Here is a 23,968-nt window from a genome sequence, read left to right on the forward strand (position 1 = left end):
CTCATTTCTTAATCATCAAAGTCTGATCTATGTTTTGTTGAAATTCCTTTCGCTGCTTTTTTTACATGTTGTGGCCTTGCTTGTACATCCCGTGTATCAATCATTGTTAAAGGAAAACGAATCCAAGAGTCTTTAACAGACTGTTGTCTTGTCGGATAAAACAAAGCGTACGGCTTACGTAAGGAAGTAAGTCTAAATAGATGAGTAAATAAAAAGATAAATCCAAGAGAAATCCCGAACAATCCGCCTATTTCTGCAAACATAAGAAAAGGAAAACGTAGTAGTCGAACCGCATTACCCATTTTATAAATAGGTGTAATAAAGGAGGCGAGTGCTGATAAGGCAACGATAATTAATAAAATATTACTCGTTAAACCAGCTTGTACAGATGCTTGCCCAATTACGATACCGCCTACAATACCGAGCGTTTGACCAACTTTCATCGGTAACCTCGCGCCAGCTTCTCTCAGTAAATCGATTGCGAGTTCTAAAAAGAGTGCTTCAATTAAAGGCGGGAATGGTACTTGCGCCCTTGATAAAATTAAAGTTTCAAGTAAATCACTCGCAATGAGTTCATAATGATAATTTAAAACTGCAACGTATAACGGTGTAGCGCAAATTGAAAATAGAACGGCAATTAATCTTAAAACCCTTGAAAATGTAGCATACATCCAGGAGACGTTATAGTCTTCTGGGGAAATGAAAAAATCGAAATAGGATACAGGTGTTAGTAAAACACTTGGAGAGCCATCCACAAAAATAGCGATTTTCCCATCGATTAGTGCTTTTGTAACTCTATCAGTGCGTTCTGTATTGATATAGAGAGGGAAAATCGACTTTTCTCCCATCAATTCTTGTAAATAAGCACTATCATTAATTTGATCATATTCAAGAGCACGTAAAGACTCCTCTAGAAAATCAACATTATCTTTTTCAGCAAGGTTGTCTAAATACATCATGACAACTTTTGTTTTGGAAAACTCACCGATAATCATCTCTTTTGTTTGTAAATCTAAAACAGGAAGACGTTTTCGTACTAAATTTATGTTTGTATCAATATCCTCTACAAAACCTTCTTGCGGACCAATAACAGTCGATTCATTTAAAGGAGGAGTTGGTGCACGATAATTATCAATTGCAATATTTGCGAGCATACATTTTTGATCTTTCTGATTCAACTGAATAATCGCATGCCCCTTTAAAACCATATCTTCAATTTTTTGTAAGTCGTTCGTAATTGTAATGCCACTCATTGGAATATGTTCTTTTAGCTCTTCTAGTGAAGCACAAGGTCGTTCTAAAAGAGTGGGCATTAAATATTTTTGTAATTTCTCTCCATCAAGCGAAGGACGATAGTAAGAAATCCAATAAGGCATCGTTTCATCGTCAGATGTGTGATAATTAACAAAATCACTAGACTGTTTGAGCTTCTCTATTAAATCTTGTAGAGAATGAATATGTTCTTTTTCTGGTTTCGTAAAATCATAAATACTATTACCTTTAGAATTTTGTTGCTGCTGCCCTTGATCTGAGTTGTTGTGTTTAGAGTGTTGTTGTTGATCTTGCTCCGAGTTGTCTTGCTTGGAATGTTGCTGTTGATTTTGCTCCGAGTTGTCTTGCTTAGAATGCTGCTGTTGATCTTGCTCCGAGTTGTCTTGCTTGGAATGTTGCTGTTGATTTTGCTCCGAGTTGTCTTGCTTAGAATGCTGCTGTTGATCTTGCTCCGAGTTGTCTTGCTTAGAATGCTGCTGTTGATCTTGCTCCGAGTTGTCTTGCTTAGAATGCTGCTGTTGATCTTGATCTGAGTTGTCTTGTTTAGAATGCTGCTGTTGATCTGATTTGTTTTGTTTAGAGTGTTGTTGTCCTTGAGAAGATTCGTCTTGTTTAGCACTTTGTTGCTGTTTCTGATTCGATTTGTTTTGCTGCTTATCTTTGGAAGACTCCTTGTGCTCCTCTTTTGGTTGCTCGCCATTGCTATCTTTATTATGTTTCATACTTCTAGTCTGTTGTTTGCTATTATCCTCTTGATTGTTAGGGTGTTGCTCTGAGTTATCTGTTTCGTTTTTCTCTGTTGTATTTGATTTTTTTTTCTTACGTAGCCAATTCCAAATCATATGTATGCCCTCTTTGATTGTGTAATATAGTGCTATTTTGTGGCTAATTTTGTATATTATTCATTTATTTATGAAAAGAAGGAGGAGATGGGTTTGCATAGAAAAAATCCTTTAGTAAGCAGTACATACTATGACGAGAAGAGGGCGAGTCTGTGCAAATTGTAAAAAAGGAGAAATTTATTTTAAAGGAGTTTACATTTGAAAATGGTAGGACAATTCCTGTTCAAATGGGGTATGAGACGTATGGTACTTTAAATAGAGAAAGGTCAAATACGATTTTGGTTTGTCATTATTTTAGTGCAACTAGTCACGCAGCAGGAAAATATACAGCGCATGATGAGGAGTCTGGTTGGTGGGATGGTTTAATTGGACCGGGAAAAGCAATTGATACAAATAAATACTTCGTTATATGCACTGATAATATTTGTAATGTGCAGGTGAAGAACCCTTATGTAATTACAACGGGACCGAAATCGATTAATCCGAAAACTGGAGATGAATATGCGATAGATTTTCCGGTTTTTACATTTCTTGATGTAGCTCGTATGCAATATGAGTTAATAAAAGATATGGGAATCGCAAGGCTACATGCTGTAATGGGACCGTCAGCTGGCGGGATGATTGCGCAGCAATGGGCTGTTCATTATCCTCATATGATAGAGCGGATGATTGGTGTTATTACGAACCCGCAAAATCCAATTATTACGTCGGTAAATGTAGCGCAAAATGCAATTGAGGCTATCAAGCTGGATCCAAGTTGGAAGGGCGGAAAATATGGAGAAGAGCAGCCAATGAAGGGGCTTCAGTTAGCAAATAGAATGATGTTTATGAACGCGTTTGACGAGCATTTTTACGAAACGACATTTCCTCGTAATAGTATAGAGAAAGAGCCTTATGAAACATTTTCTGCATTAACATCATTTGAGAAAGAAATTAACAAAGTGACAAATAGAAGTATAGCTTTAGTAGATGCAAATTCGTGGATGTACACTGCAAAAGCAGTTTTATTACATGATATTGCACATGGATTTTCGTCTTTAGAAGACGCACTGTCTAATATAGAAGCAAATGTACTTATGATTCCGTGTAAACAAGATTTGCTTCAGCCTTCACGTTATAATTATAAAATGGTAGACCTATTGCAAAGACAAGGGAAGTATGCGGAAGTATATGAGATAGAGAGTATAAATGGGCATATGGCGGGAGTATTTGATGTTCATTTGTTTGAAAAGAAAGTTTATGAATTTTTAAATCGGAAAGTGTCTAGTTTTGTGTAGAAAATAAATGATGTGAAAAAGGTGCAATGTATGTAATAGGCACCTTTTTTTACATGATTTGTAGACGAAAAATATATGTGGCAATTGCTATACCGAAGAAGGCGATACTAAGCAATAGAAACAAGAATGACATTTCTTGTGGTGATTTTATCTTTCTATTATTTTTCATACTAAGAGCAATAATTGCAGCGATTAAGAAAATGATGCCCATAATGAAAAGAAAAAGTGTCATTTTCATTGGCTCCTTTCATAAAACAAGTATATTGAGGATACAATGCAAGAGTTATGTTTGTAAAGGATAAGTTTTACGAGAAAATTGAGAAATAAATTCCCTATTCTTTGCGTTCTTTCTTTCGCATGCTAAAATTGATGAGAAATGGTTGTTTAAAGAAGAAATTAAAGGTTTTATTGTATATAAGGAGGAACGACATATGACAGAAGTGAAAACAATTACTACAGAAGAAGTGCAAGAGCGTTTAGAAAAAGGAGAAACGTTATTTTTAGTAGACGTAAGGGAAGATGAAGAAGTAGCAGCAGGAAAAATTCCAGAAGCTGTACATATTAAAATGGGTGATATCCCAAATAAAGTAGATTTCTTTGATAAAGAGAATGAATATATCTTTATTTGCCGTTCGGGAATGCGTAGTGAAAATGTATGCCATTATTTAAATGAGCAAGGCTTTAAAACAGTGAACATGGTTGGCGGTATGCTTCAATATGAAGGCGAAATCAAATAAGTAGTTTAAAAAACTTGAAACGAGTCTGTTTCAAGTTTTTTTCTTTTGCATACAGTGTACAAAAGGGGGATAGGTAAATGGGGATTAACTTACGGAAAGTAAAAATTATAAATAATACAGGGGCTGTTAATGTCGGCGATTGTTATGATATCTCACCTTTAGCTGTAGCGAAAGTGTATGCAGGTGCTGGAGGATCGAGTGTGGCTATTTTTTTAAATGGAAAAAGACAGCCAGAAGCGGTCATTAGAACATCGGTGTTTCTTCCGCCATTAGCAACGAGTACACGTACATTAGGCTCATAGAAGAAAGGTAGAGTGTAATTATGCCTGCTCATATAAAAGAGTTCGTTATTGTGAATAACACTGGGAATATATTTACTGGTGATAATCTGAGTGATACGTCATTTACTGCTTCGAAATCGTATAGTGGTTCGATGGGGTGTACTTGGATTGATGTTGTTACAGTAATAGGGACGGAGACGAAGCTTTGTTTACAGCCAGGAGATTCTGTCACAACAACGTATACGAGAGGTACTCCTGCTGGTACTGTAACAGGAACAAATATGGGGCAAAGTGTAAATGCATCGGGTATAGCACAAGCTGTCCCTAATACAGATAATATGGATTCAGTTGCTGGACTCCCTTAAGGAATTAAGGGAGTTTTTATTATTTAAAATAAAAATAGTCTTTGAGATTATTTTTGTAAATACATATTAAGAAGAGGTTTGTAATGTAAAAAAGATGGTGTGTAGGTGGTGAAAGTGTGAGAGAGCGCGATAATAGAAGGCAACAACATTCGTTAAACCCTAATTTTAGAATTTCACCAGAACTTATTGGGCCCACTTTTCCTCCCGTTCCAACGGGATTTACTGGTATTGGGATTACTGGTCCAACCGGTCCACAAGGCGCGACTGGCCCACAAGGACCAAGAGGATTTCAAGGTCCGATGGGAGAAAGGGGGCCAACAGGGCCTCAAGGTGTGCAAGGTATACAAGGAGCGGTTGGACCAATAGGTGCAACGGGATCAGAAGGACAGCAGGGGCCACAAGGATTGAGAGGACCACAGGGAGAAACCGGAGCGACAGGATCTCAAGGAGTACAAGGGTTACAAGGGCCGATTGGTCCAACTGGAGCGACTGGGGCACAAGGAATACAGGGAATACAAGGATTACAGGGGCCAATTGGAGCGACAGGACCTGAGGGATCTCAAGGAATTCAAGGAGTGCAAGGAGTACCGGGAGCAACCGGTCCACAAGGAATACAAGGAGCACAAGGGATACAAGGACCACAAGGACCGAGTGGAAATACAGGAGCAACCGGAGCGACTGGTCAGGGGATAACCGGTCCGACGGGAGTAACTGGTCCAACAGGGATCACTGGCCCATCAGGAGGACCTCCTGGTCCGACGGGGCCGACTGGTGCGACAGGTCCGGGTGGTGGACCGAGTGGAAGTACAGGAGCAACCGGAGCAACGGGAAATACTGGGGCTACAGGAAGTACAGGGGTAACAGGAGCAACGGGAAGTACAGGTCCGACTGGAAGCACGGGAGCACAGGGCTTGCAAGGAATACAAGGGATTCAAGGGCCAATTGGGCCAACAGGTCCAGAAGGTCCGCAAGGAATTCAAGGTATTCCTGGTCCGACGGGAGTAACCGGTGAACAAGGAATTCAAGGAGTTCAGGGTATTCAAGGAGCAACGGGAGCAACAGGGGATCAAGGTCCACAAGGTATACAGGGGACTATAGGGCCACAAGGGGTAACAGGGGCCACAGGAGATCAAGGTCCACAAGGAATACAAGGAGTACCAGGGCCATCAGGAGCAACAGGTCCACAGGGAGTTCAAGGGATACAAGGTCCGATGGGTGATATAGGACCAACAGGTCCAGAAGGCCCAGAGGGACTTCAGGGCCCGCAAGGAATACAAGGTGTGCCAGGCCCAGTAGGAGCAACGGGTCCAGAGGGTCCCCAGGGGATACAAGGAATTCAAGGACCGGTAGGAGCAACCGGCCCACAAGGTCCACAAGGAATTCAGGGAATACAAGGTGTGCAAGGGATAACGGGAGCAACTGGAGTACAAGGAGCAACTGGAATTCAAGGGATACAAGGGGAAGTAGGAGCAACGGGTCCAGAGGGTCCCCAAGGAGTGCAAGGTGCTCAAGGGGTGATTGGTCCAACAGGTCCGATGGGGCCACAAGGAGTGCAAGGAGTACAAGGAATTCAAGGAGCGACGGGCGCACAAGGAGTGCAAGGTCCACAAGGAATTCAAGGAATCCAAGGTCCGACGGGGGTAACAGGAGATACGGGAGCAACTGGGGCAACAGGGGAAGGCACTACAGGCCCAACAGGGGTAACAGGCCCATCTGGAGGACCAGCAGGACCGACCGGCCCAACGGGGCCATCAGGTCCGGCGGGAGTAACAGGTCCATCTGGTGGACCACCTGGCCCGACAGGAGCAACCGGGGCGACAGGAGTAACAGGAGATACTGGGGCGACAGGCTCAACTGGAGTGACAGGAGCGACAGGAGAAACGGGAGCAACCGGAGTGACGGGTTTACAAGGTCCGCAAGGAATCCAAGGAGTGCAAGGAGAGATAGGCCCGACGGGTCCCCAAGGTGTTCAAGGTCCGCAAGGAATTCAAGGAGTAACGGGGGCAACAGGAGATCAAGGTCCGCAAGGGATTCAAGGCCCACAAGGTGACATAGGTCCAACCGGCCCACAAGGAATTCAAGGCTCACAAGGTTCTCAAGGAATCCAAGGAGCGACAGGGGGAACAGGAGCACAAGGCCCACAGGGAATCCAAGGTCAGCAAGGTGACATAGGTCCGACCGGGCCACAAGGTCCAACTGGAATCCAAGGGATACAAGGAGAGATAGGTCCAACAGGTCCAGAAGGCCCAGAGGGACTTCAGGGCCCGCAAGGAATACAAGGTGTTCAAGGGCCAGTTGGAGCAACGGGTCCAGAGGGTCCTCAGGGAATACAAGGCATTCAAGGACCGATAGGAGCAACCGGTCCACAAGGTTCTCAAGGAATACAGGGAATACAAGGTGTGCAAGGGATAACGGGAGCAACTGGAGCACAAGGAGCAACTGGAATTCAAGGGATACAAGGGGAAATAGGAGCAACGGGTCCAGAGGGTCCCCAAGGAGTGCAAGGAGTACAAGGAGCGATTGGTCCAACCGGTCCGGTGGGTCCCCAAGGAGTGCAAGGAGTACAAGGAATTCAAGGAGCGACGGGCGCACAAGGAGTGCAAGGTCCACAAGGAATTCAAGGAATCCAAGGTCCGACGGGAGCAACAGGAGATACGGGGGCAACCGGAGCGACGGGAGAGGGAACTACCGGTCCAACAGGAGTAACCGGTCCAACAGGGGTGACTGGCCCGTCAGGAGGACCAGCAGGACCGACCGGCCCAACGGGGCCATCAGGTCCGGCGGGAGTGACAGGTCCATCAGGTGGGCCACCTGGCCCGACCGGAGCAACAGGTGCGACAGGAGTAACAGGAGATAACGGGGCGACAGGCTCAACTGGAGTGACAGGAGCGACCGGAGCAACGGGAGCAACCGGAGTGACGGGTTTACAGGGTCCGCAAGGAATCCAAGGTGTTCAAGGCGATATAGGTCCAACCGGTCCACAGGGTATTCAAGGTCCGCAAGGAATCCAAGGAGTAACGGGGGCAACCGGAGCACAAGGTCCACAAGGAATTCAAGGCCCACAAGGCGATATAGGTCCAACCGGCTCACAAGGAATTCAAGGTCCACAAGGTCCTCAAGGAATCCAAGGAACGACGGGGGCAACCGGAGCACAAGGCCCACAGGGAATCCAAGGTCCGCAAGGTGACATAGGTCCGACCGGCCCACAAGGTCCCCAAGGAATTCAAGGCCCGCAAGGAATTCAAGGTCCAACGGGAGCTACAGGAGCAACCGGAGCAACAGGTCCCCAAGGAATTCAAGGCCCACAAGGAATTCAAGGCCCGCAAGGAATTCAAGGTCCAACGGGAGCTACAGGAGCAACCGGAGCGACAGGTCTCCAAGGAATTCAAGGCCCACAAGGAATTCAAGGCCCGCAAGGAATTCAAGGCCCGCAAGGAATTCAAGGTCCAACGGGAGCTACAGGAGCAACCGGAGCAACAGGTCCCCAAGGAATTCAAGGCCCGCAAGGAATTCAAGGTCCAACTGGGGCAACCGGAGCAACCGGTTCACAAGGTCCAACTGGAGATACAGGTCCAACCGGAGCTGGAGCCACTGGAGCCACTGGAGCGACCGGGGCGACTGGAGTTAGTACAACTGCAACATATGCATTCGCGAATAATACATCAGGAAGTGTTATTTCTGTTTTGTTAGGTGGCACGAATATTCCGTTACCGAACAATCAAAATATTGGCCCAGGAATAACCGTTAGTGGTGGAAATACTGTATTTACAGTTGCGAATGCAGGGAATTATTATATAGCCTATACAATTAATTTAACAGCAGGTTTACTTGTAAGTTCCCGTATAACTGTAAATGGCAGTCCGCTTGCGGGAACGATAAATGCTCCGACAGTGGCTACTGGTTCATTTAGTGCAACAATCATTGCTAACTTGCCTGCTGGAGCTACTGTTAGCTTACAATTATTTGGAGTAGTTGCGTTGGCTACATTATCTACGGCAACGCCAGGAGCTACTCTAACGATTATTCGCTTAAGTTGATAAGGGGAGAGCCTTGAAACTTTTATGCTTCAAGGCTTTTTATTTGTTAGAGCAAAAACATCGCAGTTCGAAAATATATTATAATAGAATGAAAAGAGAGAAATTTGGCAGAAAGGGAGGGTGGCGATGCAGGAGATGGTTACAGATTTTTTTGGACGCCCACTTCAAGATTTACGCATATCTGTCATTGATCGTTGCAATTTTAGATGTACATATTGTATGCCAGCGGAAGTGTTTGGGCCAGATTATGCTTTTTTGAAAGATGAGTTTTTACTGACGTTTGATGAAATTGAGCGATTGGCAAGATTATTTGTTAGCATCGGTGTACGAAAAATTAGACTTACTGGTGGCGAGCCACTACTTCGTAAAGATTTAACAAAACTTATTGCACGACTCGTGAAAATTGACGGGCTGTTAGATATAGGGTTAACGACCAATGCAATTCATTTAACGAAGCAAGCAAAAGTATTAAAAGAAGCTGGATTACATAGAGTAAATGTTAGTTTGGATGCAATAGATGATGATGTATTTAAGGCTATTAATGGCCGAAATATTAATACGAAACCTGTTATAAAGGGAATTATGGCTGCAAAAGAAGCCGGGCTTGATGTAAAGGTAAATATGGTTGTGAAAAAAGGGATGAATGATCATCAAGTACTTCCGATGGCTGCGTATTTTAAAGAGCAAGGAATCCCGCTTAGGTTCATTGAGTTTATGGATGTTGGTAGTACAAATGGATGGAATTTTGATCAAGTTGTTACGAAGCGAGAGTTAATTGAGATGATTCATCGCGTGTATCCGCTTGAGCCAGCTGAAGCACATTATTTTGGTGAAGTTGCGAAGCGATATCGTTACGTTGGAACAAATGTTGAAGTCGGTTTTATTACTTCTGTTTCTGAGTCCTTTTGTTCCTCTTGTACGAGAGCGAGAATTTCAGCAGATGGAAAGTTTTATACTTGCTTATTTGCGACAGAGGGACTCGACCTAAGGGAACTTCTTAGAGGAAATCTTTCGGATGAGGAGTTAGTAAGCGTTATACAAGATGTATGGATGAATAGAAAAGATAGGTATTCGGATGAACGGACAGAAGAAAGTGCGAAAAATCGTCCGAAAATTGAAATGTCTTATATAGGGGGATAAGAAGGGAGGCTATCGTATGCAGGAGCGATATTCAAGGCAAATATTATTTGCTGGTGTTGGAGAAGAAGGACAGAGAAAAATTAGAGAGAAGCATGTGCTTATTATTGGTGCTGGAGCTCTTGGTGCAGCAAATGCAGAAGCGATTGTTAGAGCAGGTGTTGGAAAAATAACAATTGCGGATCGTGATTATGTAGAGTGGAGTAATTTACAAAGGCAACAATTATATACAGAAGAAGACGCAACGCAGTATAAACCGAAGGCGGTAGCAGCGGCAGAGCATTTAAAAGCGATTAATTCTGAGGTGGAAATAAATCCGGTTGTAACTGATGTAACAGTGCAGGAAATGGAAGAGCTAGTGAAGGGGATAGATTTAATATTAGATGCGACAGATAATTTTGAAACGCGTCTTCTTATTAATGATATTTCACAAAAGTATAATATTCCGTGGATATATGGTGGTTGCGTTGGAAGCTACGGAGTAACGTATACAATTGTACCAGGAAAAACACCGTGTTTCCGCTGTTTAATGGAGCATCCAGCAAGCGGAGCAACATGTGATACGGCTGGCATTATACAGCCAGCAGTACAATTAGTAGTTGCGCATCAAATAACGGAAGCGCTGAAAATATTAGTAGAAGACTATGGGGCGCTTCGCGAAACGATGTTATCGTTTGATCTTTGGAATAATCAACAGATGGCATTTAAAGTGAATAGACAGAAAAAAGACACGTGTTTATCTTGCGGAAGATTACGTACATATCCGAGTTTAACATTTGAAGCGCAAACGAAAACAGAAGTGTTATGCGGACGAAATACAGTACAAATCCGTCCAGGTGTGCGGAATGAATTCAATTTAGAAGAAATTAAAAAGCGCTTACAAAGAAGTGTGGATGTAAAAGCTACTCCGTATTTAGTATCGTTTTTAGTAGAGGAATTTCGTTTTGTTTTATTTACAGATGGTAGGGCGTTTATTCATGGGACGAATGATATAAATGTGGCAAAACGTTTATATGCCAGATATATAGGTTGAACCTAAAGGGAACCCCTTTAGGTTCAACAGGGAGAAGATTAAGACTTTCTCGTATAATCTCCACTTTTTCCACCTGTTTTTTCAAGTAAGTACGTTTCACCAATAATCATACCTTTATCAACAGCTTTACACATATCGTACACGGTAAGAGCGGTAGCGGAAGCAGCTGTTAAAGCTTCCATTTCAACACCGGTGCTACCTTCTGTTTTAACTTTTACTTCAATCAGTAATCGATATTGTTCATCGGATTGTTTCCAATCGAAAGAAACGTCAACACCTTTTAATAATAAAGGATGGCACATTGGGATAATATCGGAAGTGCGTTTTGCAGCCATAATACCAGCGATTTGTGCAACTGCTAATACATCACCTTTCCCGATTTCGTTATGAGAGATTTTATCGTAAATTTCTTTTGTAACGACAATGCTAGAGCGCGCAATTGCTGTTCGAACGGTTGCTTTTTTATCGCTTATATCAACCATTTTCGCGCGTCCTTGGTCATTAAAGTGTGTGAATGAAGACATGGAATTCCTCCTTGAAGTAATTTCTATTTAATATATAAAGTTTAATCGAGATAAAAAAAATTGCAAATATGGGGTGAGAAACGATGGTAGAAAAACGAATTCCGATTCAAGTTGCTGATGCAGTAGAGAGAGTAATGGAATATGCGAAAATTGGTGAAGTAGAAGAAGTTTCTATTACGGAAAGTTACGGAAGAATTCTTGGAGAGGATGTTGTCTCTGATCATGACGTTCCTCATTTTGATCGTTCTCCTTACGATGGTTTCGCAATTCGAGCAGAAGATACGAAAGAAGCAAATCAAGAGAATGCAATTGAGTTTGAAGTAATAGGAGAAATCGGGGCGGGGTCTGTTTTTCTAGATACAGTAGGATCTTTTCAGGCGGTTCGTATTATGACAGGAGCAGCTATTCCAGCGGATTGTAATGCAGTCGTAATGCTAGAACTGACGGAAGGCTTTGAGAAGAACGGAAAAACATATATGAAGTTAAAGCGTCCTTTTCATAGTGGCGACAATGTGTCATTTAAAGGGGAAGATATAAAACAAAATGAAGTTCTCGTTCAGAAAGGTGTTGCAATTAATCCAGGTGTTGCGGCCTTATTAGCGACGTTTGGATATAGTACTGTGAAAGTTGTAAAACAGCCTGTTGTTGGTATTGTGACGACAGGAAGTGAATTGTTAGAAGTACATGAGTCGTTACAGCCAGGGAAAATTAGAAATAGTAACTCTTATATGATTGCTGCTCAAATTATGAAAGCGGGAGGTAAAGTCCGATATTATGGCCAACTTGCCGACGAGTTAGATGCGTGTTTTACCGCCGTTCAATCAGCGATGGATGAAGTTGATATTTTAATTACGACAGGCGGTGTGTCGGTAGGAGATTATGACTACTTGCCGGCTATTTATGAAAGATTACAAGCGAATGTACTCTTCAATAAAATAGCGATGAGACCAGGAAGTGTAACGACTGTAGCTGAAGTTGATGGAAAGTTACTTTTCGGTTTATCAGGGAATCCGTCAGCTTGTTACGTAGGATTTGAGCTATTTGTGCATCCAGTTATAAAAACATATTTGTATGCGAAAGAACCTCACGTATATAGAGCAGATGCTATTTTACAAAAAGATTTTCCAAAGCCGAATCCGTTTACTCGTTTTGTAAGAGCAAAGGTGACAATCGTGGACGGGGCATTACAAGCGATGCCGGTCGGTTTAGATAAATCGAGTGCGGTATCTTCACTTGCAGATGCGAATGCTTTTATTGTGTTGCCTGGAGGAACGAGAGGCTTTGAGGCAGGGATGAAAGTGTCTGTATTATTGTTAGAGCACGCTGAGGGATGTGATTGGCCATGGGCAAAGCCCCTTCGCTCTTACAAATAGTAGGGTATCAAAATAGCGGGAAAACAACACTTGTAGAGAAAATTGTGCATGCATTAGCTGAACGGAAAATGAAAGTTGCTACCATTAAACATCACGGGCATGGAGGGTTTCCAGAAGTAGCGCAAAAAGATAGTGAAAGGCATAGAAAGGCCGGTGCTGTCGTAAGTAGTGTAGAAGGTGCTGGATTACTTTCATTGTCGTCATTAAGAGAGGAATGGTCCTTGCAAGAAATTATCCGTTTATACGAGTTTTTTGAAGTGGATACAATTTTAATTGAGGGCTATAAAAAAGAGAGCTATCCGAAAGTGGTGTTACTTCGTTCTGAAGAAGACGTTGAACTTTTACTTAAAGTAGAAAATATAGTAGCGGTTATTACGTGGCATGATGCTCCTGCAAACTTACGAGAAGAATATAAAGTATTTCATATAACAGAAGAAGAGTTGTATATAGACTGGTTTTTACAAACGGTAAGGAGTGCGAAATGACACATACGTATTATGAAGTAATTGATACAGAAATTTCAATTGAAGAAGTAGCGAATAAGGTTATTCGCCGCGAATGTGGTGCTGTTACAACATTTATTGGAACGGTTAGAGAGTTTACGAAAGGGCGTCGTACATTATACTTAGAATATGTCGCTTATAAAACGATGGCAGAAAAGATGCTAGAGAAAATCGGATCAGAAGTGAAGGAGAAATGGCCAGGTACACACGTTGCGATTACACATCGCATCGGTACACTGCAAATTTCTGATATCGCGGTTGTTGTGGCTGTTTCAACGCCGCATCGTAAAGCGGCTTATGAAGCAAATGAATATATTATGGAACGCATAAAACAAATTGTTCCGATTTGGAAAAAGGAGTTTTGGGAAGATGGAGATTCTTGGATCGGCGATCAATTAGAAAAAACGCCATATCCGGCGGGAGAGCCTGGGAAGGAGCTATAAGTATGATTCGAGTATTGTTATTTGCGAACTTGCAAGAAGAAGTAGGAAGAAGTGAATTACAAATAGAGAAAGAAAATATTACGGTTGCAGAGTTAAAAGATATTGTTGCAAAAGAATATAATGTACCAGTCACAGAACCAATTATGGTTGCGATTAATGAAGAATATGCAAATGAAGATGACAGGGTCCAATCTGGTGATGTTGTTGCACTAATCCCGCCAGTGAGCGGTGGTTAATATTGGATTCATTAAAACGACTTTCCTATGTAGGGAAAGTCGTTTTTTTATGGCGTTTTTGAGAACACTAACGTATAGAACAAGGAGGGCGTTATGAAAAAATTATATGTAATGCTAACGATGATATGCTCTATCTTTTCCTTTTTTCCAAGTTATTCTTTGGCAAAAGAATCGAATGAACAACTTTTAGAAAGTGCATTATTAAATCGATATTATTCTGTGATAAGACAAGTGACAGAAGACCAATATGAATGTGCTTCAGTTATAAATATAAAGCGTCTCGGCAAAAACGGTGAGTTCGTTCCTAGGTTTGAAATTACGCTACAATTTCTTACATTTCAAGGAGCACATAATCCGCCAAATGATAAAGTTACGCTTACTTTGGAAGATTATTTAGATCACGTAAAGATAAAGAAAGTGGAGCGAGAAAAGAATGTTTCTGGTGCTATTGCAGAAAAGATTTGTGAAAGGGAAAAAGAAAAAATAAAAGCTCACTCTACTGATTCAGAGTGATAACTTATGACATTTAGTAAAGAAAGGTAATGAGCGATGGATATATTTTTAGCGATTTTACCAGCTATATTTTGGGGAAGTATTGTGCTATTTAACGTAAAACTGGGCGGGGGACCGTATAGTCAAACGCTCGGAACAACGCTTGGCGCGCTTATTTTCTCGATTGTTGTTTATATTTTTATGAAACCAGTATTGACTCCTACTGTTATCGGAGTTGGTATTGTGTCAGGTTTATTTTGGGCTCTCGGTCAGGCGAATCAATTAAAAAGTATTGATTTAATGGGCGTTTCGAGGACGATGCCGATTTCAACAGGACTTCAATTAGTTGCGACAACTTTATTTGGAGTCATCGTATTTCATGAGTGGTCCACAACAATATCAGTCGTCCTTGGTGTATTAGCTCTCGTTTGTATTATTATCGGTGTTATTTTAACATCTCTTCAAAGTGAAGAAGAAAAGAATGCAGAGCAAGCGGGCAATTTTAAAAAAGGCATTATCATTTTATTGATTTCAACAGTCGGTTATTTAGTTTACGTAGTAGTGATTAGACTGTTTAACGTAGATGGTTGGTCAGCTTTGTTGCCACAAGCAGTTGGTATGGTGTTAGGAGGGATTTTGCTTACTTTTAAACATCATCCATTTAATAAATATGCAATACGAAATATTATTCCAGGATTAATTTGGGCAGCTGGAAATATGTTTTTATTCATTTCGCAACCGCGTGTCGGAGTGGCAACAAGTTTCTCGCTATCGCAAATGGGAATTATTATTTCGACGCTTGGCGGGATTCTTATATTAGGTGAAAGAAAAACGAAACGCCAATTAACAGGGATTGTTGTCGGTATCGTTTTTATTATCGTAGCTGGAATTATGTTAGGGATAGCGAAAAGTTAAAGGGGGTATTGGAATGTATAGTGACTTAGAAGGAAAGGTTGTCGTTATTACAGGATCAGCAACTGGTCTTGGAAGAGCGATGGGAGTAAGGTTTGCAAGGGAGAAAGCGAAAGTAGTGATTAACTATCGCTCACGAGAATCAGAAGCGAATGATGTGTTAGAAGAAATAAAAAAGGTAGGCGGAGAAGCTATTGCTGTAAAAGGTGATGTAACGGTCGAATCAGATGTGGCGAATCTCATTCAATCTGCTGTAAAAGAGTTTGGTACGCTTGACGTTATGATTAATAATGCAGGGATAGAAAATGCGGTACCATCGCATGAAATGCCGCTTGAAGATTGGAATAGGGTAATTAACACAAATTTAACAGGTGCTTTTTTAGGAAGCCGTGAAGCGATTAAATATTTTGTAGAACACGATATTAAAGGATCTGTCATTAATATGTCGAGTGTTCATGAGAAAATTCCGTGGCCCTTATTCGTGCACTATGCAGCAAGTAAGGGTGGTATTAAACTGATGACAGAAACGTTAGCGTTAGAATATGCACCAAAAGGTATTCGAGTAAATAATATAGGGCCAGGTGCAATTAATACGCCGATCAATGCAGAAAAGTTTGCTGATCCTAAAAAACGTGCTGACGTAGAAAGTATGATACCGATGGGCTACATTGGAAAACCGGAAGAAATTGCAGCAGTCGCAACGTGGCTCGCTTCCTCAGAGGCGAGTTATGTAACTGGAATTACGCTATTTGCAGATGGTGGAATGACGTTATACCCATCGTTTCAAGCTGGGCGTGGGTAATAGAAAAGGACGAAGAGATAAAACTCTTCGTCCTTTTTTTACACAAAAAAAATAGCGGCCAGCTATTTTAAATTTAGTGATTAATAGTGTCTTGCAGATATTCTGTTGCTTGATGTTCAGAAACATTTTGTACGAGTGCAACTTCACTAATCATCATTTTTCGGGCGTTATCTAGCATTTGTTTTTCGCTCGCATTTAAAGCTCTCTCTTTATTGCGGCGAAGTAAATCTCGAACAACTTCTGCACTATCTTGCAGATTGCCGTTTTTCATTTTTTCCATATTCATTGTATATCTTTGTTTCCAGGAAAGTGATGTATCTGATTCCCCGTTTTGAAATTCAAGAAGTATATCATCTAACGTACCTTTATCTACGATATAACGAATACCTGATTTTTGTAATTGATCCATCGGAAGCATTACTTGCATATCTTTACTAATGATACGTATTACACAATATTGACGTGTTGTTCCTAATATTTCTTTCTCTTCAATGGCTTCGATGACTCCTGCGCCGTTCATTGGATAAACGATTTTATCACCAATTTGAAACAAATCATCCACCTCCATATGTGGTAACCATCTTTAATGATAGCATAAGTGAATGAAAATGTCAAATTTTATATAATACCATAATAATTATATTTGAGTCAATAAGTAAAAGTTCCTTTTATATATATTTTTTTGCTTCTATTTATTGATGATTTTGTTAGAAAAATAGTACAGGCGGAGAAAGGAGGCATATCCACTTATTTTTAAGCATAAAATGTAAAATCGCTAATACAATATACCTAAATCCGTTCTTTGCAAAGGAGGGAGAGAAGGTGGGGCGCACAATAAAAATTGATATTACAAATAAAGTTGTAGCTAAATTTAGGCCAGATTATTTGGAATTATATACGAGTAAATTTATGATAGGTAAGTTTTATGTCTATACTGAAGGTAAACAATATGTGTTAGAAGACGGATATATATATGAAGACGGAAAATTTTATCGCATCATAGATACGCACCGTGGCAATAATCAAGCGGCGGAGGGCTGCGATCTAGGATGGTGTTAACATGATTCGTGTAAAAGTGTTTGATGAAAGTCACGAAAAAGACTTAGAAGACGCTGTAAATGTTTTTTTGAAAAAAATTGATGATAGTAACTTTGTAGATATTAAGTACCAAGTCGGTGTTTCTATTAATGATGACGAAAACCAAATTTATTGTTTTTCAGCAATGATCGTTTATAAAGCATAAAAAAGAGCTGGGTGAGCCAGCTCTTTTTTATGTTTTATGTTGGGACAACATGTGTCGGTAATACGTTCATAATAGATTGGGTTGTGCCTAATTGTTTTGTAGTTAAAAGAGGCTCCCCTGTCTGATGATTTTGGGCATCTTTACACATACCAAGGTGATAACGATCACCTAAAAATGGATCAATATAAAACCCGTTTTTGAATACTTTATCATTCGGATGTTTTTCATGGTGAATGTCAGAGCAGTTAATGCAATAGAACATAGCGTTCAACCCCTTTTTATTTTTGTTTGAAAAAAGTGAGTCGGTAGTCATTTCGCTCCTAAGGAAATGTTGAGGAGAAGAGAAATAACTACCTACTCAAATGGTGGGCATATTCCTTCTGATTTTCCATATCTCGCGTAGTGTCCCTGAGGGAAGGAGGAGAGACGAAATACGCATGATATACGTAAGGCGCTTCTTCCAAGATGAATGATGGAGTTTCATGTTGAGAGAAGTTTTTATTTTTTGTTGCCTTTGTGAGTATATTATGAGGAAATGCTCGGAGGGTGTTTGTCCTGTTGAAAAAATGTTGAGAATTTCTCAACAGTAAAAAAGAGTTAGTGTTGACATGAAACTAAAAGGTGTTATATTATCGAAGTGTAACCAAAAGGTGTTATATTTGATTACCGAATAAAGGAGAATGGAAATGGAACAACAACATACATTAACTGACATTAAACAAACGATCGTTTTTAACGCGTCTATTCAAAAGGTGTGGAATGTAGTATCAACTGCAGAAGGGATTGCCTCATGGTTTATGCCAAATGATTTCGTATTAGAGGTAGGACATGAATTTCATGTACAATCACCATTTGGACCATCACCATGTAAAGTATTAGAAATCGATGAGCCAAATCATCTATCTTTTTCATGGGATACAGATGGCTGGGTTGTTTCATTTCATTTGAAAGACCTAGGAGATAATAAAACAGAATTTACGTTAATTCACGGCGGCTGGAAACACCCTGATGAAATTCTTCCGAAAGCGAATGCGAAGAGCTCTATTATTCGCGACAGAATGAGCGGAGGCTGGGTAGCGATTGTAAATGAAAAACTGAAAAAGGTTGTTGAAGGCTAAGTGTCCTCATCAGCAGCGAAATATGATGTGTTTCAAGCAATTGCTGATCCAACCCGCCGAGAAGTAATACGGTTATTAAGTGATAAAGAGTTACCGATTTCCAAAATAACGGATCATTTTCCGATGAGTCGTACTGCGGTTGTAAAGCACCTTCATATTCTTTCAGAAGCGAATTTAGTAAGTGGAAGAAAAAGCGGAAGAGAGAAAATATATCGCTTGCATCCAGAACCATTAGAGGAATTACAACAGTGGCTCTCGTATTATGAACGTTTTTGGGATAATAAATTGTCCATGTTGAAACATATTGTGGAGAATGAAGAGTAAATTTTGAATAAAAAGGATATGGGGAAAGTGTTCTCCACATCCTTTTTTGTGCTTGAATCTCTTTTTCTCTGTCAAAAATGATAAAAAAGAAAAGGGATATATAAAGTATGCTATTTAACTATAGAGTGAAGCATTATGGATGAAAAAGGTATAGCTATCGATATGCTTAGTTTCGAAGGCTGAAGTTGTAGTAGAACAAGCTTTGCTGGAAATTTTGGTGATTATAGTTGTTAGAAAAGAATTCTATATATAGTCTTCTTTATATATAACCTTTGGAAATCTGTCAGTATTACTTAAATTTAATGTTTGAAATATTAATTTTTTTATCGAACAAGGAATCGAAAATCGAATAAATGATGTTTGATTTGTATTTTTTTGTTTTATTTTAACAAATTATAGAAAATAAATAATGAATCGTGTAAACTAAACCGGGTAGGGTATTTAAAACTATAAAAAGGGGATGTTGAGATGAGTTGGAAAATGAAGTGCCTGGGGATTATATCTGTATTTTTTCTTGCTTTAGTAGGTTGTCAAACTGATAAAAGTGTAGAGACGACTCCAAAGGATAAAGCAGCCTCTACAGATTCAAAATCAACTGGAACGAAGGAATCTGAAGGTGGGGAAAAGAAGGCTGATTCGAAAAGCTCAATTAAATTGGGGAAAGTGGAAAAACAATTGGGTAAGGAAAGTTTTACTAATTTTGAATTAGATGAAAAAGATGAAAGAAGAATATATTTAATTGCAGATGGTGATAATTTAGGGGTTCTATTTGAAAAAGATTTTACACCTTATTTCTCCAGTTATTCGAATGGGAAATGGCAAAAAGATAAAAAACTTGAAGTTAAGTCTATGTACCCAGAGGGACGTATTATAGGGATTGGAGAAGGTTATTTAGAAGTAGCAACGGGAGAAAAAGAGGGAACACTTCTATTTTTAAATTATAAAGGAGAAGTTGTATTTAAAGAACAACCGAGAGAACTTACCAGAGATCAAAGTGGGGTAGTTGGTGGAAGGAATAGTAGAGTAACTAGTTCTAGCAAAGGGAATGTCATTATACATCAAGACGATAAAAACGAAAATGAAAGAATTTTAATATCCCAGAGAGATGGGAAAGAGATTATGAAATTAGATGGAGTCAAAGATTTTCCTCCATTTCCAGGGTATTTGGATTTCGATAAGAAATTAATGTTCCAAAACAAAGAAATTTACGATTTTGGAAAGAAAAAATTTGTGTATGATACGAGTGGACAAAAACTTGAGCCAGATAGAAATGGTAAAGTAGTAGGATCAGATGGTGGTAAATATTTCTTTGTCGATAAATCTGATACAGAAAAATCTAATGGTCTCAATGTAGGCAAATTTGACTTGTACGAACAAAAATTAGGGCCAGAGAATGAGAGGGAAAACAAGACTAGATTTACGGGTCCTTATGTGTGGGAAGAGAGCATTGCTATAACTAATTTAGATAATAAGATATATTATTACAGCTATTATAAATTTGAGGATAAACCGGCAATATATATGACGGAAATGACGTATAAAAATAATAAAAGTAAGAAGTAGTATAAGTAGGGGCCTATAATCTAATGCGGGTTATAGCCTCTTTTAATTACAAAAGTGTAATCGTTGCAGTAATAAAGGGAAAAAGCTTTGGTGTCGGTTCTGATGAGAATAAGAAGAAAAAACAAGGATATTAGGTTTCGGTGCTAAAAAAGATCTGAAGATACATGTATCATTCTAAAATTTTATCCATAAATTCGTAATTCTTCATCGTATAAAAAAGGATGACCAAAATAAAATGGTCATCCTCTTTCTTATTGCTCACTCGTTTGTGTAGCGGGCTTTAATAAAAGCCAAGTGATAATTAATGTACATACTGCCAATACAAAAGTACTCATATAAATGACGTGTACACTTGATGCTAATGCGGATTGTGATTCAGTTACTACGTTTGTTGTAGTACCTCCATGTCCGCCAGATACAAGATCAAGGTTTTTAATACCACGTGCGTGAATCATCGTATTGAAAATTGTGCCGAATATTGCAGCACCTAATGTTTGACTAAATGTATTAATAAATGTGTTTAAACCAACGGCTGTTCCGCGTGTATGAGCTGGTACGGCTGCTTGAATTGTTACCATGTAAATCGGTGTTACAAGCCCCATACCTAAGCCGAATAATCCGACTGCTACATAAATAAGGAATGATGGTGAATGTGTTGATAATGTAAATAATAAGAACGTAGCCACTGATAAAATGCTAGCTCCAAGTAAAATGATTTGTTTCGTTTTTAATTTTCCTACTAAGTTACCAGAGAAAATAGCGCCAAATGTCCACATAACAGGGATTGGCATTAAAATAAGTCCAGCTTCAGTCGCATTTTTTCCTAGTACACCTTGGCTCCAAATTGGAAGGTACATCGTAATACTAATAATCATTGCGCCAGCAATAAGCGTTAATATATTTATCGTAGATAATGTACGGTTAGAGAAAAGTGCTAGCGGAATTAATGGTTCCGGAGATTTTTTCTCGATGAATAAGAAAATAATGAATGAAACGACGGCGAAAATTAATAGGCCGATAATTGTTACATCTCCCCAGTTTTGTTTACTGCTACCTGTTAATAATGCGTATAGTAGAGCAATCGTACTTAATGAGAAGACTGTTGCACCAAGATAGTCGATATGGTGTTTAGCTGGCTTAATAGATTCTTTGTAGTAAATGGCAATCATTAAGCAGGCAATAATTCCAAATGGAACGTTTAAGAAGAAAATATAACGCCAAGAAAGAGAATCAACTAAAAATCCACCTACTAACGGTCCGATAACACCTGAGACACCCCAAACGGCACTCATCCAGCCTTGTGCTTTCGCGCGGTCTTTCGCTTCGCTATATAAGTCTCCAATAATCGTCATTGTGATCGGCATAACAGCACCAGCACCGATACCTTGAAGAGCGCGGAAGAAGATTAATTGTTCCATTGATGTAACGACACCGCAAAGTGCAGAACCGACTAAAAAGATTGTAGCTCCAATAAGTAAAACTTTTTTACGACCAAATAAATCAGCTAGCTTTCCGTATATGGGAGTTGAAACCGCTGTGGCAAGCATGTAAATTGCGTAAACCCAGCTAACAAGTTCAACGCCGGATAAATCACTCGTTATACGAGGGATTGCTGTACTAACAATCGTTCCTTCTACCGCAGAAAGAAACGTCATTAGCATTAAAGACATCATGACTTTTTTTCTCATATGTTTTCCCCTTACCCTTTTTCAAATATTCAACAATATAAAATATAAAGGTACTAAGGTATATAAAGCAACAAAAAAGCAATGGGAAGTTACATGGAGCGGATATTTGTCGCTTCTTGTCGGTAAGTCGATATATTTGAGAAATCGCCGATATAAGTTGTAGAATCGCTGATATATCTGTGTAATCGCCGATAATAATTTCATGTACCTATAAAAAAAGAAACAGGAATCCCTGTTTCTCAGTTTAATATTGCATTTTCGCGTTTTCTCCAGCTGTTGTTCCGGCAATTCTACCAGTAACGAGAGCAGATGTAATATTATAGCCACCAGTATAACCGTGAATATCAAGAACTTCCCCGCAGAAATATAAGCCGTTCGTGAATTTAGAAGACATTTCTTTTGGGTTAATTTCTTTAACAGATACACCGCCGCCAGTAACGAATGCTTTTTCAATGGACTGCGTACCATTTACGTTTACAGTAAATTCTTTAAAGTCTTTCACAAGTGCACGAATTTTTTCGTGAGAAACTTGTCCAGCTTGTTCACTACCGTCAATTTCATTTCTTTCTAATAAGAATAGGAAGTAACGTTCAGGTACATAACCTTTTAACACGTTTTTAATTCCTTTTTTCGGATCTTCTTTCATTTGTTTCAGCATGCGCTGGAATAGTTGTTCACTATTTTCTTCTGGCAATGCATCGATGCTCATTTGCACTGTATTCGTTTTGAACTTCTTCAGTGCTTTTACAACGAATTGACTACAGCGAAGGGCAGCAGGACCAGATAAACCGAAGTGAGTGAAGAGCATGTCCATTTTGTGAGAAATGATAGCCTTTCCTTTCGGGTTTAATACACTTAAGTTTACGTCTCGTAAAGCAAGTCCTTGAAGTGAACGGTCTCGAATAAATGGTTCGTTTGAAAGGATTGGTACTTCTGTTGGGAATAATTCTGTAATTGTATGACCTGCTTTTTCTGCCCAAGCATATCCGTCTCCAGTAGAACCGGTTTGCGGAACTGATTTTCCGCCGACAGCGATAACGACGTGATTTGTTTCTAGCACTTCGCCAGTCTTTAGTACGACTGCTTTCGTTTGACCATTTTCATATTCAATCGTTTCAACAGGTGTATTCGTGCGGATCTTTACACCTAAATCTTTTAATCGTGTTAAAAGTGCGTCTACTACCGATTGCGCTTTATTTGAAACAGGGAACATGCGGCCATGATCCTCTTCTTTCAGTTTTACACCGAGATTTTCGAAGAATGTAATAATATCTTCATTATTAAAAATAGAAAAAGCGCTGTATAAGAAGCGGCCATTTCCTGGTATATGTTTAACGATCTCATCAAGTGGTAGACGGTTCGTTACGTTACAGCGGCCGCCACCAGAAATCGCAAGTTTACGCCCTAGTTTATTTCCTTTATCAAGAAGTAAGACGCTTGCGCCTTCTTCTGCAGCACCGATTGCAGCCATTAGCCCAGAAGGCCCACCGCCGATGACAATAACATCATAATGCATAATATATCGACCTCATTTTCTACATTTCCTGCCTAAAAGAATAGCATGTTTTCCCTTAAAAGAAAAATAGAGTGAAGTACTGCTTAAGGAGAGAATTGTGGTACAATACAAAAGTTAGAGTTCAGCACTATCCTGTTATTTGTGGGCCATAGGACTAAAACCTTATGAGTTAGGGGAAGTCTAATAGTTCTCGAATGCTCGAATAGTTCAATTTATTATAGTTTTACTGTACCCCGCTATTTGCGGGCAG

The 23,968-nt window shown here is 39.9% G+C and carries 26 protein-coding genes; 19 read left to right on the top strand and 7 right to left on the bottom strand.

Annotated features, from left to right (window positions below):
- Positions 1-8 precede the first annotated feature (8 nt).
- Complete coding sequence (locus ACTFSI_RS20815; protein WP_440045609.1) at positions 9-2,114, bottom strand: spore germination protein; 2,106 nt, start codon at positions 2,112-2,114, stop codon at positions 9-11.
- Positions 2,115-2,266: 152 nt separating this feature from the next.
- Here ACTFSI_RS20815 and ACTFSI_RS20820 point away from each other — a divergent pair, with 152 nt between their 5' ends.
- Positions 2,267-3,391: an alpha/beta fold hydrolase gene (locus tag ACTFSI_RS20820; protein ID WP_044793732.1), complete on the top strand. Its 1,125-nt coding sequence runs from the start codon at positions 2,267-2,269 to the stop codon at positions 3,389-3,391.
- 49 nt (positions 3,392-3,440) lie between these two features.
- Here ACTFSI_RS20820 and ACTFSI_RS20825 read toward each other — a convergent pair whose 3' ends face one another.
- Entirely contained in the window at positions 3,441-3,623 is a 183-nt protein-coding gene (locus ACTFSI_RS20825; RefSeq protein WP_000171883.1) for a hypothetical protein, read from the bottom strand.
- 199 nt (positions 3,624-3,822) lie between these two features.
- Between ACTFSI_RS20825 and ACTFSI_RS20830 the strand changes: the two genes are divergently transcribed.
- The 6 genes from ACTFSI_RS20830 to ACTFSI_RS20855 all read left to right on the top strand — a co-directional run bounded on the left by ACTFSI_RS20830 (position 3,823) and on the right by ACTFSI_RS20855 (position 10,981).
- Positions 3,823-4,128, top strand: coding sequence for a rhodanese-like domain-containing protein (locus ACTFSI_RS20830; protein WP_000141202.1), 306 nt, complete (start codon positions 3,823-3,825; stop codon positions 4,126-4,128).
- A 77-nt stretch (positions 4,129-4,205) separates the two neighbouring features.
- Entirely contained in the window at positions 4,206-4,430 is a 225-nt protein-coding gene (locus tag ACTFSI_RS20835) for a spore germination protein (RefSeq protein ID WP_044793734.1), read from the top strand.
- A 20-nt stretch (positions 4,431-4,450) separates the two neighbouring features.
- Positions 4,451-4,774: a hypothetical protein gene (locus tag ACTFSI_RS20840; protein WP_001110853.1), complete on the top strand. Its 324-nt coding sequence runs from the start codon at positions 4,451-4,453 to the stop codon at positions 4,772-4,774.
- A 116-nt stretch (positions 4,775-4,890) separates the two neighbouring features.
- On the top strand, positions 4,891-8,811 hold the full coding sequence (locus tag ACTFSI_RS20845; RefSeq protein ID WP_440045610.1) for a BclA-related collagen-like exosporium protein: 3,921 nt from the start codon (positions 4,891-4,893) through the stop codon (positions 8,809-8,811).
- A gap of 126 nt (positions 8,812-8,937) precedes the next feature.
- Positions 8,938-9,951, top strand: a complete 1,014-nt coding sequence (moaA, locus tag ACTFSI_RS20850) for a GTP 3',8-cyclase MoaA (RefSeq protein ID WP_001157148.1) — start codon at positions 8,938-8,940, stop codon at positions 9,949-9,951.
- A 16-nt stretch (positions 9,952-9,967) separates the two neighbouring features.
- A complete protein-coding gene (locus ACTFSI_RS20855; protein ID WP_001158071.1) occupies positions 9,968-10,981 on the top strand; it encodes a molybdopterin-synthase adenylyltransferase MoeB in 1,014 nt (337 codons plus the stop codon).
- 38 nt (positions 10,982-11,019) lie between these two features.
- Here the strand turns inward: ACTFSI_RS20855 and moaC are convergent, their stop codons facing one another.
- A complete protein-coding gene (moaC, locus tag ACTFSI_RS20860; RefSeq protein ID WP_000094151.1) occupies positions 11,020-11,505 on the bottom strand; it encodes a cyclic pyranopterin monophosphate synthase MoaC in 486 nt (161 codons plus the stop codon).
- A gap of 83 nt (positions 11,506-11,588) precedes the next feature.
- Between moaC and moeA the strand changes: the two genes are divergently transcribed.
- From moeA to ACTFSI_RS20895, 7 genes are all read left to right on the top strand, one after another.
- Complete coding sequence (gene moeA, locus ACTFSI_RS20865) at positions 11,589-12,878, top strand: molybdopterin molybdotransferase MoeA (protein WP_000229666.1); 1,290 nt, start codon at positions 11,589-11,591, stop codon at positions 12,876-12,878.
- Entirely contained in the window at positions 12,848-13,363 is a 516-nt protein-coding gene (mobB, locus tag ACTFSI_RS20870; protein ID WP_000513648.1) for a molybdopterin-guanine dinucleotide biosynthesis protein B, read from the top strand. The genes moeA and mobB overlap by 31 nt, the downstream gene beginning before the upstream one ends.
- Positions 13,360-13,824, top strand: coding sequence for a molybdopterin synthase catalytic subunit MoaE (gene moaE, locus ACTFSI_RS20875; RefSeq protein ID WP_000149943.1), 465 nt, complete (start codon positions 13,360-13,362; stop codon positions 13,822-13,824). The genes mobB and moaE overlap by 4 nt, the downstream gene beginning before the upstream one ends.
- A gap of 2 nt (positions 13,825-13,826) precedes the next feature.
- Positions 13,827-14,060: a molybdopterin converting factor subunit 1 gene (gene moaD, locus ACTFSI_RS20880; protein WP_440045611.1), complete on the top strand. Its 234-nt coding sequence runs from the start codon at positions 13,827-13,829 to the stop codon at positions 14,058-14,060.
- A 93-nt stretch (positions 14,061-14,153) separates the two neighbouring features.
- Entirely contained in the window at positions 14,154-14,573 is a 420-nt protein-coding gene (locus ACTFSI_RS20885; protein WP_440045612.1) for a DUF3888 domain-containing protein, read from the top strand.
- A 36-nt stretch (positions 14,574-14,609) separates the two neighbouring features.
- Positions 14,610-15,467, top strand: a complete 858-nt coding sequence (gene glcU, locus ACTFSI_RS20890) for a glucose uptake protein GlcU (RefSeq protein ID WP_044790891.1) — start codon at positions 14,610-14,612, stop codon at positions 15,465-15,467.
- 13 nt (positions 15,468-15,480) lie between these two features.
- Positions 15,481-16,266, top strand: a complete 786-nt coding sequence (locus ACTFSI_RS20895; RefSeq protein WP_139896364.1) for a glucose 1-dehydrogenase — start codon at positions 15,481-15,483, stop codon at positions 16,264-16,266.
- 73 nt (positions 16,267-16,339) lie between these two features.
- Here the strand turns inward: ACTFSI_RS20895 and ACTFSI_RS20900 are convergent, their stop codons facing one another.
- A complete protein-coding gene (locus ACTFSI_RS20900; RefSeq protein ID WP_001993652.1) occupies positions 16,340-16,834 on the bottom strand; it encodes a CarD family transcriptional regulator in 495 nt (164 codons plus the stop codon).
- Between the two features lie 254 nt (positions 16,835-17,088).
- Between ACTFSI_RS20900 and ACTFSI_RS20905 the strand changes: the two genes are divergently transcribed.
- Together ACTFSI_RS20905 and ACTFSI_RS20910 are read left to right on the top strand one after the other, a co-directional pair.
- On the top strand, positions 17,089-17,325 hold the full coding sequence (locus ACTFSI_RS20905; RefSeq protein ID WP_000533800.1) for a DUF2553 family protein: 237 nt from the start codon (positions 17,089-17,091) through the stop codon (positions 17,323-17,325).
- Between the two features lies 1 nt (position 17,326).
- Positions 17,327-17,509 carry a sporulation protein Cse60 gene (locus tag ACTFSI_RS20910; protein ID WP_000621751.1) on the top strand — a complete coding sequence of 61 codons (183 nt, stop codon included), beginning with the start codon at positions 17,327-17,329 and terminating at the stop codon, positions 17,507-17,509.
- A gap of 34 nt (positions 17,510-17,543) precedes the next feature.
- Here the strand turns inward: ACTFSI_RS20910 and ACTFSI_RS20915 are convergent, their stop codons facing one another.
- Positions 17,544-17,771: a DUF3973 domain-containing protein gene (locus ACTFSI_RS20915; protein ID WP_000498992.1), complete on the bottom strand. Its 228-nt coding sequence runs from the start codon at positions 17,769-17,771 to the stop codon at positions 17,544-17,546.
- Between the two features lie 424 nt (positions 17,772-18,195).
- Between ACTFSI_RS20915 and ACTFSI_RS20920 the strand changes: the two genes are divergently transcribed.
- The 3 genes from ACTFSI_RS20920 (at position 18,196) to ACTFSI_RS20930 (ending at position 20,514) form a co-directional block, all read left to right on the top strand.
- Complete coding sequence (locus ACTFSI_RS20920) at positions 18,196-18,627, top strand: SRPBCC family protein (protein ID WP_000437669.1); 432 nt, start codon at positions 18,196-18,198, stop codon at positions 18,625-18,627.
- Complete coding sequence (locus ACTFSI_RS20925) at positions 18,628-18,951, top strand: ArsR/SmtB family transcription factor (protein WP_000098837.1); 324 nt, start codon at positions 18,628-18,630, stop codon at positions 18,949-18,951.
- 468 nt (positions 18,952-19,419) lie between these two features.
- Complete coding sequence (locus ACTFSI_RS20930) at positions 19,420-20,514, top strand: hypothetical protein (protein ID WP_000118575.1); 1,095 nt, start codon at positions 19,420-19,422, stop codon at positions 20,512-20,514.
- A 251-nt stretch (positions 20,515-20,765) separates the two neighbouring features.
- Here the strand turns inward: ACTFSI_RS20930 and ACTFSI_RS20935 are convergent, their stop codons facing one another.
- Both ACTFSI_RS20935 and ACTFSI_RS20940 read right to left on the bottom strand, forming a co-directional pair.
- Positions 20,766-22,202, bottom strand: a complete 1,437-nt coding sequence (locus ACTFSI_RS20935; RefSeq protein ID WP_440045613.1) for an MDR family MFS transporter — start codon at positions 22,200-22,202, stop codon at positions 20,766-20,768.
- A gap of 244 nt (positions 22,203-22,446) precedes the next feature.
- Entirely contained in the window at positions 22,447-23,718 is a 1,272-nt protein-coding gene (locus tag ACTFSI_RS20940) for an NAD(P)/FAD-dependent oxidoreductase (RefSeq protein WP_044790887.1), read from the bottom strand.
- Positions 23,719-23,968 lie beyond the last annotated feature (250 nt).

This window comes from Bacillus cereus group sp. MYBK101-2, from assembly GCF_051918845.1.
In the GTDB taxonomy this organism is placed as follows: domain Bacteria; phylum Bacillota; class Bacilli; order Bacillales; family Bacillaceae_G; genus Bacillus_A; species Bacillus_A paranthracis.

What these genes read in the sequence shown, in the direction of transcription:
- ACTFSI_RS20815 (WP_440045609.1), bottom strand. Translation starts at nt 2,114, where the DNA reads ATGATTTGGAATTGGCTACGTAAGAAAAAAAAATCAAATACAACAGAG.
- ACTFSI_RS20825 (WP_000171883.1), bottom strand. Translation starts at nt 3,623, where the DNA reads ATGACACTTTTTCTTTTCATTATGGGCATCATTTTCTTAATCGCTGCA.
- ACTFSI_RS20830 (WP_000141202.1), top strand. Translation starts at nt 3,823, where the DNA reads ATGACAGAAGTGAAAACAATTACTACAGAAGAAGTGCAAGAGCGTTTA.
- ACTFSI_RS20835 (WP_044793734.1), top strand. Translation starts at nt 4,206, where the DNA reads ATGGGGATTAACTTACGGAAAGTAAAAATTATAAATAATACAGGGGCT.
- ACTFSI_RS20840 (WP_001110853.1), top strand. Translation starts at nt 4,451, where the DNA reads ATGCCTGCTCATATAAAAGAGTTCGTTATTGTGAATAACACTGGGAAT.
- moaA (WP_001157148.1), top strand. Translation starts at nt 8,938, where the DNA reads ATGCAGGAGATGGTTACAGATTTTTTTGGACGCCCACTTCAAGATTTA.
- ACTFSI_RS20855 (WP_001158071.1), top strand. Translation starts at nt 9,968, where the DNA reads ATGCAGGAGCGATATTCAAGGCAAATATTATTTGCTGGTGTTGGAGAA.
- moaC (WP_000094151.1), bottom strand. Translation starts at nt 11,505, where the DNA reads ATGTCTTCATTCACACACTTTAATGACCAAGGACGCGCGAAAATGGTT.
- moeA (WP_000229666.1), top strand. Translation starts at nt 11,589, where the DNA reads ATGGTAGAAAAACGAATTCCGATTCAAGTTGCTGATGCAGTAGAGAGA.
- mobB (WP_000513648.1), top strand. Translation starts at nt 12,848, where the DNA reads ATGGGCAAAGCCCCTTCGCTCTTACAAATAGTAGGGTATCAAAATAGC.
- moaE (WP_000149943.1), top strand. Translation starts at nt 13,360, where the DNA reads ATGACACATACGTATTATGAAGTAATTGATACAGAAATTTCAATTGAA.
- moaD (WP_440045611.1), top strand. Translation starts at nt 13,827, where the DNA reads ATGATTCGAGTATTGTTATTTGCGAACTTGCAAGAAGAAGTAGGAAGA.
- ACTFSI_RS20885 (WP_440045612.1), top strand. Translation starts at nt 14,154, where the DNA reads ATGAAAAAATTATATGTAATGCTAACGATGATATGCTCTATCTTTTCC.
- glcU (WP_044790891.1), top strand. Translation starts at nt 14,610, where the DNA reads ATGGATATATTTTTAGCGATTTTACCAGCTATATTTTGGGGAAGTATT.
- ACTFSI_RS20895 (WP_139896364.1), top strand. Translation starts at nt 15,481, where the DNA reads ATGTATAGTGACTTAGAAGGAAAGGTTGTCGTTATTACAGGATCAGCA.
- ACTFSI_RS20900 (WP_001993652.1), bottom strand. Translation starts at nt 16,834, where the DNA reads ATGGAGGTGGATGATTTGTTTCAAATTGGTGATAAAATCGTTTATCCA.
- ACTFSI_RS20910 (WP_000621751.1), top strand. Translation starts at nt 17,327, where the DNA reads ATGATTCGTGTAAAAGTGTTTGATGAAAGTCACGAAAAAGACTTAGAA.
- ACTFSI_RS20915 (WP_000498992.1), bottom strand. Translation starts at nt 17,771, where the DNA reads ATGTTCTATTGCATTAACTGCTCTGACATTCACCATGAAAAACATCCG.
- ACTFSI_RS20920 (WP_000437669.1), top strand. Translation starts at nt 18,196, where the DNA reads ATGGAACAACAACATACATTAACTGACATTAAACAAACGATCGTTTTT.
- ACTFSI_RS20930 (WP_000118575.1), top strand. Translation starts at nt 19,420, where the DNA reads ATGAGTTGGAAAATGAAGTGCCTGGGGATTATATCTGTATTTTTTCTT.
- ACTFSI_RS20935 (WP_440045613.1), bottom strand. Translation starts at nt 22,202, where the DNA reads ATGAGAAAAAAAGTCATGATGTCTTTAATGCTAATGACGTTTCTTTCT.
- ACTFSI_RS20940 (WP_044790887.1), bottom strand. Translation starts at nt 23,718, where the DNA reads ATGCATTATGATGTTATTGTCATCGGCGGTGGGCCTTCTGGGCTAATG.